This window comes from Rhodoferax ferrireducens, from assembly GCF_049302455.1.
In the GTDB taxonomy this organism is placed as follows: domain Bacteria; phylum Pseudomonadota; class Gammaproteobacteria; order Burkholderiales; family Burkholderiaceae_C; genus Rhodoferax; species Rhodoferax ferrireducens_B.
Window position 1 is genome coordinate 1 of the sequence record NZ_JBAQMD010000002.1, and the last position, 8,483, is coordinate 8,483.

Sequence of the window (8,483 nt, forward strand, 5' to 3'; positions counted from 1 at the left end):
TGTTGGCTTTGCAGGAAAAAGGAGGCGACGAGTCCGAGCGGCAGATAGGTTTAGGCAAAAAATGATCTGTGCTTGAAGTTTAGGCAGGCCATTTTTTGAAAAAATGGGGTTTCCGGTCAGGCACTAAGTAGCCATGACCGGGCGCCCACACAACAGCACCCGGATCACCCATCCTCCCACGCTCGAGGTCGACCGGCGCAGTCCACTTGCGTCTCCCCTATGCGTTGGCAGCGAACCACCCCATCAAAACCGCGCCATCCAGCGTGTCTCCTGAAAGCAACAGACCCGACACCGACGTTTCATGTCATTGAGCGATCGCAATTGCGTTCTTGGCCGGGCATGTAAATTCAGCATTACAAGTAACACATCAGGTTTTTGCTGCAACTCCATGATAAATATGTTGTTTTTAAATAACAACAATCATTGAATTCCGTTGTCGTGCATTTTTAGCAGGTGTAATGTTTATTTATCACCGCCCTTGCCGATATATGAAATAGATATATGGAATGCTCGACAACACACTGGAAGGACAAAGTGCACGACTTTTTTTGGATGAGTTCTTCGCCAGAGAAGGGCGCGATGGGGCGCCACCATGCCAAGTTAAAGATCCCGGTCCGAAGCCGTGAACAACAAAATGCCAAAAGTATCTGAACTCCTCCGGAAGCAAATGGACAATCTCAATCAGGGATTGGACCGCCTGCTGTACACGCTCTCGACCTACGCCCTGCCCATTCTTATCGGATTGGCGTCTTTGCTGGCCCTTTTTACCTGGAAAACACAATACCCAGTAGTCGATCCGCAACAGCTGGAAATTCAGGTTCTAAAAGAATCAGTCGACGTGGTGGAACCAGCCCAGGCTTTGGCGCTGTTACGCGAAAGCCCGATCAGTCCATTCCATGACACCCGGCTTTCTGTAGCCCCTGTCTGGTTTTCTTTCGTTACGCCCAAAGAAGTTGAAACCACCCCGCTGATGGTCGAATTTCCCTCGCGACATGCCATGAACATCGCCTGTTGGGATGCCAGGACGCTGAAAGCGCTTGGCAATGGCAATCACCAAGGCGCGACTGGCGGCATTTCTGCAATCAAGGCGGGTTTTGCGCTTGAACTCAGTCCAGCACTCAAAGGCGAGCAAGTGGTATGCCGCACCAGTGCCATTGGCCCGGCCCGTATTTCGGCCCTGATTTGGCGAGCTAACGATTTAAGATCTTCTGCCCAGGAGTTTCACCGTAAGTCAGGCCTGCTGGACGGGGGGATCATCGTACTGGCCATTTTTGTGATGGTCGCGGCTTTGATCAATCGAAACGCCTTGTACGTCTTGTTCGCAGCCTGGCTCGTGGTCAATCTGAGAATGGGTGCTCTTTCTGCCGGATGGGACTCGCAATGGTTGGGAAACTCAGTGCCACAGGATTGGCTTCAGCGCATGCGGTTAATCACGACTGCCGTGTACTACGTGCTAGCTGTCACCTTGTTCAAGGTTCTGTTTCGTGATGACCTGACCAAAGTCGGCTCTCTGTTTCTATTGCGAATCGCGCAATGGACATGCCTGCCCCTCTTGCTGCTATCTGCGTTTATGACGTATCAGTCATACCTGCCTTTTCTTTGGGTATCAACCGGCCTAAGCATTGGAGTTATGGTATTTTTTCTCACACGTATTCTGCAGAAAACGCGTTCCCGTGTAGCAATTTGGTACAGCGCCGCCATCAGTATCACCATTGTCTCAAGCCTTTATGAAGTCCTTTCTGCGGCGCTAGGCATCAAAGGACTGATCGGATCAGTCAATAGCGTGACCGCCGCCTTGGCGTCAAGCCTGCTGGCCGCCTTGGCGATTGCCGAACAAATGCGGCAGGAGCATGTGCAGCGACTGGAAGTGCAGGCCGAACTGGAGCACACCTACGCGGCCATGCCGATCGGCCTCTTCACCCTCGACCTACGTGGCCGCTTCACGAGTGCCAACCCCGCCCTGGTCGGCATGCTGGGACCGAATGTGCTGACCGATGGCGCCAATGCCTGGCAGCAGTATTTCACCAACGGTGCCTGGACCCAGCTGCATCAAATGGTGCATAACAAAAACGAAGACGAGATGGAAATCCAGGGCAAACCCGTGCCTGGTTGCAGTGGTTCAAAATGTTTTCTCGTCAAGGCAACGCTGGCTGGCGACAAGATCGAGGGCTCATTGCAGGACGTCACCGAAAAATCCAGGGCAACCGCGGATCTGTCTTTCCTGGCCGACCATGATTCACTGACCAAGGTGCTGAACCGGCGCGGCATCGCGAAAGCGTTCAACAGCGCCATTGCAAGTCTCACCGGCGCCAATGCACCGGTGGCTCTAGCCTACCTTGACCTCGACCGTTTCAAGCTGATCAACGACCTGTTTGGCCACGGGGTCGGCGATGAAGTGTTGCAGCAAGTGTGCGGGCGCGTGTCGGACCTGCTTTCCCGCGAACTCCAATTTGGCCGCGTTGGCGGTGATGAGTTCGTCATCGTGTTTCCTGACACGCCCATCGCACGGGCCGCGGTCATGTGCCGCGGCATCATCGACAGCATTGACACCCTGCCCTACCAGGTTGGCGAAAACGCGTTTCATGTGCGCGGCTCCATCGGACTTATCGAGGTCAGGGCCGGCATGCAGTTCAACGACGCCATGTCGACTGCCGACCGCGCGTGTCGCCAGGCCAAGTCCGGCAGCAGTGACGGCCTGGTGGTGTATGAAAAAAATGCCATCGCGTTCAAACAACATGAAGCCGAGCTCAAACTGATTGCGCTGCTGGCCACCAGTTCCGCCACCGATGGTCTGTATCTGGAAATGCAGCCCATCATGTCGCTCACCAAGCCGCATGAATCGCTTAATTTTGAGGTGCTGCTGCGCATGCGCGACATCGATGGCAATGTCGTTCCCACCGACCGGCTGATTGCTGCAGCCGAGAACAGCGGACGCATGGGCATGATCGACCGCTGGGTCTTGTCGACCACGCTGGCCTGGCTCAACACCAATTACACGCAACTGAAGCACACGAAATTCGTCTGCATGAATTTGAGCGGTGCTTCACTGAATGATGAGAAGTTCCTGCAGGAGGTGTATGTCATGCTTGAACAAAACCTGCATCTGGTTGGGCAACTGTGCCTTGAAATCACCGAAAGCGTGGCCTTGCACGATCTGGAAAATACCCGCCGCTTCGTCAACAAGGTGCGCGGCTACGGTGCCAAAGTGGCGCTGGACGATTTCGGCGCCGGTTACACCTCGTTCTCTTACTTGAAGGAGTTCACGGCAGACCTGCTGAAGATCGATGGCAGCTTCATTGTCAACATGAACAAGCACCCAGCCAACATAGCCATTGTCGAAGCGATCGTCAACCTCGCCAAAAACCTGGGCATGAAGGTGATTGCCGAGTGGGCCGAGGACAATGCCACGGTGCAGACCCTGACCGAGATCGGGGTTGATTATGTGCAGGGATTTGCCGTGGCACGCGCCCAGCACCCTGACAAACTGCTCAAAGCCGAGTCTTCGGCAAGCTTCATTCAGGACGAAGCGCTTGCCCACTATGTGTGCCTGATTGAAAAGTCAAACCAGATGCTGCCGCAAGTGGATATGTTTTCCGACGTGCGCGTCATCAACGTGCATTAACCCTGACGCGCCATGAAGGCGATGGCAGCCAGGGGCGAGGTCATGTTGAAAACCCGCAACGGGCAAGCCCGTCGATGAGTTTGACGGCATCCCAGCGCCAATGTGACCAATTAGCACCACTTTTCGTGCTCAGCTTGTCGGCACCGCTTTCACATTCTGTAACATGATGCTATATTGTTTTACAAGTTAGATTTTCGGCTTTGATCTTTGGATTAAGGCGGCAATTTTGGGTTAAACAAGTTTTGAGGCCAGAAAAAAAAATGAACTGGGCTTGCGGTTTTGGATGCCGGTCGTGCGTTGACTGTCTGACAATTTATTGGCAATAACATCCGTAAAAATGTCCCCAAATAATCAGGATATTCGCAACCGCCTGCTGGTGGCCCGGTTGCCGTCGATGCCACAGATCCTCCTCAAGTTGATTGAACTGTGTCAGGCCGACGAAGCGGGCATGGCTGAACTCGCCAAACTGATCGCCAACGATGCGGGTATGACCGCCAAGGTGCTGAGCGTTGCCAATAGCGCCGCCTACCACCGCGGCGGCAACAAAGTGGGACTGCTTCAGGCGCTGGGCGTTCTGGGCTCGGACATGATCAAGACCCTGGTCATCAGCGAGTCGGTGTTCCAGACCTTCAGTGGGTTTCCGCATTCCGGCAGCACGGATCTGCGCAGCTTCTGGAAGCACTCCTTGACCACCGCCGTCATGGCGCGCGAGATCGCAAAAAAGATGGCCTATGCGCATGCCGAAGAAGCCTATCTGGCGGGCCTGTTGCACGATGTGGGCCGTCTGGCTTTATTGGCCGCGGCACCCAACGAATACGGCTTCAATTTTTTGGCGCAGGACGACGCAAGCCTTTGTGCCGTTGAGCAGCACACACTTCGGATTTCCCATGCTGACGCCGGGGCCTGGTTGATCGAACGCTGGAACCTGGACTCGTTCATGGCCGACAGCATCCTCTACCACCACGAGTCCACAATGCGCCTTGAGGCCGCGCATCCCCTGATTCGCATCATCCATCTTGCGCAACTGCTGAGCAGCCATGACCCTGCGCTGCCCCTTTCAGCCAATGCGGGCTCGCTTTGCAAGATCAACCTGGACGACCTGTCGCTCATTTGCGATGGAGCAGCAGCCCAGGTGAAAAAGGCAGCCGAATACCTGGGCATTGACCTGTCGGGCGTAGATGATCTGGTGGCGCCGCCAGCCCGCGCGCTTGCCGCGCCGGTGGCCGATCTGGCACAGCAGCGCCTGACCGAGGAGGTGCGCAACATGGCGCTGAGTGCCGAGCTTGGGCAGTCGTTTGCGCGCCAAAAGGGTGACACGCAATTGCTCGACGTTGTTCGGCAAAACGCGCGCATTCTCTTCAATCTCGAAAATTCAATCATCTTCCTGATGAACGGAAGCGGCCAGGCCCTGGTGGGCGTATCGTTTGGGCAGCAGCAACAACGACTGGCGGAATTCTCCATCGCGATGTCCGGCGGTGGCGGCATAGCCGCGTCTGCGCTTCAAAGGCGCCTGGTTTTTCTTGAACGCGACGGCACTCGGCAAGGCCTTGCAGAAGAGCAGTTGATGCGTATTTTTGATGCCGACTGTCTGGTTTGTGTGCCTATTGCAAGCGCCTCACGCTGCCTGGGAATGATGGTAGGCGGCGTTCCCGCATGGCGAATCGCCGAATTAAAGTACCGCGAGAAGTTTTTGCAGTCCTTTGGCGCTCAGGCGGCCACAGCGCTCGAGGCGGCGACCCGGGACCGGGGTGAAATCGATCACCGTATCGCCAGTTTGAAGGAAGATTATCGCGAAAGCTCCCGCAGAGTGGTGCATGAGGTCAACAACCCGCTGTCGATCATCAAGAACTACCTTGGCGTACTGGACGACAAATTGACGCGCCAGGAACCGGTGGCGGACGAGTTGCTGATTCTCAATGAAGAGATTGACCGGGTTGGCAACATCATGAACGAATTTGCCGGGGTCGCTCCGAAAACTCAAACCGGTGCCACTGAAATCAACCGAGTCGTCAACGATCTGGTGCGCCTGTTTCGTGAAAGCAGATTCCTGCCACCCTCGGTGCAGATCGTGGCTCGGATGCCGGAGCAAATCGCCGAGATCAACGGCTCGGCCGACATTCTCAAGCAGATTCTGGTGAACTTGCTCAAGAATGCCGTTGAGGCTCTGCCCAGGGGCGGCCATATCGAGATCGACAACAAGGGTCAAGTCCAACGCGACGGACGCGTATTTTTCGAGTTGTGCATCAAGGACGATGGACCCGGCATTCCAGCCGAGGTACTGGCCAAGCTGTTTTCCCCGGTTCGCAGTTCCAAGGTGGGCCAGAACCGTGGCATTGGTTTGAGTATTGTTCACAACCTGGTCAAAAAGCTCGATGGCCTGATCAGTTGCCAAAGCACCGGGACGGGCACGGCTTTTGAAATTCTCCTGCCAGCCCGCAATGCCGCGACTCAAGGCGCTGCTGCGTTGTCCATCAAGGCGTTGGCATGAGGGCTGAAGTCGATGTCATGACGGGTGGCGGATTGACGCAATCAGCGGTCAGTTTCGCAAGCCACGGATGGTCAGCACCCGCCCCTGCACAATTGCCTGCGCAGGTGCTGCTGGTTGACGACGAACCGAGAATGCTCAGCAGCCTGGGCGAATTGCTCAAGGACCGGGGCTTTGTCCTGACCAGCGCAGCCAACGGCGGTGAAGCGATCCGGTATCTCGGCCAACAACCCTTTGATTTGGTGATTCTGGACTTGCGCCTACCCGATATCAGCGGCCACGACATCATGGATTTCATGAACTCCCAGCAAGCCGATGCCAACATCATTGTGACCAGCGGCGACCGCGGAATTGACGCAGCAATTGGTGCGCTCAAACGAGGCGCTTACGATTACCTGCGCAAGCCCTATAGCCCGGAAGAACTGCGCAAGACGGTGGACAACGCCTTGAAGCAACGCCGCTTGCAGGCCGAAAATCGGCATATCGCCTGGCAACTTGAAAGCTCCGAAAGAAAATACCGTTATCTGGTCGACAGTTCGCCCGACATCATCTACACGCTTGATCATGAAGGCCGCTTCACCTTTGTCAACGACCGGGTGCAGCAGTTGTTGGGTTTCAGCCGCGAGGAGCTGATTGGCGAGCACTATTCTGTGCTCATTCAAGAAGACGATGTGCTGCGCGCAAATTATGTTTTCAACGAGGGACGAGGCGACTATCGCCTGTCTCGCAACGTCGAACTGCGGCTCAAGTCCCGCCATGCCAAAGGTGAAGTGCGCACCTTCACCCACGAATTGATGACGATTTCGTTCAGCGCCAGCGACACGTCACCAGAACCTGATTTGACCCAGCGAGAACTGTTTGGCACCTACGGCGTGGCCCGTGACATTACCGATCGCAAGCGGGCTGACGAACTGATTACCTATCAGGCCTATCACGACATCCTGACGGATCTGCCCAACCGGGTGCTGTTCAAAGACCGCTTGGGCCTGGCGGTGCTGCAGGCCAAGCGAAATGACGCCAGTCTGGCCCTGATGTTTATTGATCTTGATCGCTTCAAGCTGGTTAACGACACACTGGGTCACGCCATCGGCGACAAGTTGTTGCAACAAGCGGCCGTTCGCCTCAAAGCCTGCCTGCGCAGTGGCGACACACTGGCGCGGCTGGGGGGGGATGAGTTTACGGCGGTCTTGCCGGAGTTGGGTGATCGACAGGACGCTGTGCTGATCGCAGAAAAGTTTCTGGAGTGTCTGCGCCAGCCGTTCCAGCTCGCCGGACAGTCGGTCCACATCTCCGCCAGCATCGGTATCGCCATTTACCCCGGCGACGGTGAATCGACCGATGAGTTGATCAGAAACTCCGATATCGCGATGTACCAAATGAAGGCCGAGGGCAAGAACGGCTACTCGTTTTTTGACCGTTCAATGCTGGATGCGTCCTGCCAGAAGATTGAGCTTGAACACAGTCTGCGACTGGCACTGGAACGGGGCGAACTGGAGATGTACTACCAGCCCCAAGTGGATGTCAGGACACAAAAAATTGTAGGGGCCGAGGCGCTGATGCGCTGGAACCATCCTGAACGCGGATTCCTGGGTGCCGGCGATTTCTTGCCGTTTGCCGAGGAAAATGGTTTGATTATTCCCATCACCGACTGGATGCTGGAGGCCATCTGCCTCGACCTGCTGGACTGGAATGCGGCCGGTGGCGAGCCGGTGCGGCTGTCACTCAATCTTTCTCCCCAATACCTTGATCGCGGAGACTTCTTTGACAAGCTCAAGAATGCGCTGACCCTGCACCATATCAACGCGTCCCAGATTGAGGTCGAAGTGACCGAAAACATTTGTATCCACAATCCGCAGACGGCCATCGAACAACTCAACAAGCTCTGTCAACTCGGGGTCAGCGTGGCCATCGACGACTTCGGAACCGGCTACTCCTCCTTATCCTATTTACATCGATTCCCGATTCATACCATCAAAATTGATCGTTCGTTTGTGATGAAAATCCAGAACGACAATTCGCAATGTCCGGTGGTGCTCGCCATCATCTCGATCGCAAAAGGCTTGAGTCTGAACCTGGTCGCGGAGGGTGTTGAGACCCAGGTTCAGGAACGCTATCTGGAGCGCTCCGGCTGTAACACGATGCAAGGCTACCTGTATCACAAGCCCTTGTCGCAGAAAAAAATGCTGGCGTTGCTGCGCGTGGCCTGACTGCTCCGGGTTAACGACGCCAGGGGCCAGCAGCGTCTCCCGCAATCTTGATGACGAAACTCATTGGGCTTGGTTTTTACCGGGTTGGATTTTTTTACGTTCTTTTTCCCCCACTCACTCCCCCCGCCCCTTGTATGCTGATAACAGGGAGGTTGGAGCAAGTTAATGA

3 protein-coding genes are annotated in these 8,483 nt (G+C 55.4%); all 3 read left to right on the forward strand.

The window, feature by feature from the left end:
* Positions 1-667: 667 nt before the first annotated feature.
* The 3 genes from WA157_RS00145 to WA157_RS00155 all read left to right on the forward strand — a co-directional run bounded on the left by WA157_RS00145 (position 668) and on the right by WA157_RS00155 (position 8,314).
* Complete coding sequence (locus WA157_RS00145) at positions 668-3,622, forward strand: EAL domain-containing protein (protein ID WP_422619007.1); 2,955 nt, start codon at positions 668-670, stop codon at positions 3,620-3,622.
* A 337-nt stretch (positions 3,623-3,959) separates the two neighbouring features.
* Positions 3,960-6,110: an HDOD domain-containing protein gene (locus WA157_RS00150; RefSeq protein ID WP_422619008.1), complete on the forward strand. Its 2,151-nt coding sequence runs from the start codon at positions 3,960-3,962 to the stop codon at positions 6,108-6,110.
* Positions 6,107-8,314 carry an EAL domain-containing response regulator gene (locus WA157_RS00155; protein WP_422619009.1) on the forward strand — a complete coding sequence of 736 codons (2,208 nt, stop codon included), beginning with the start codon at positions 6,107-6,109 and terminating at the stop codon, positions 8,312-8,314. The genes WA157_RS00150 and WA157_RS00155 overlap by 4 nt, the downstream gene beginning before the upstream one ends.
* Positions 8,315-8,483 lie beyond the last annotated feature (169 nt).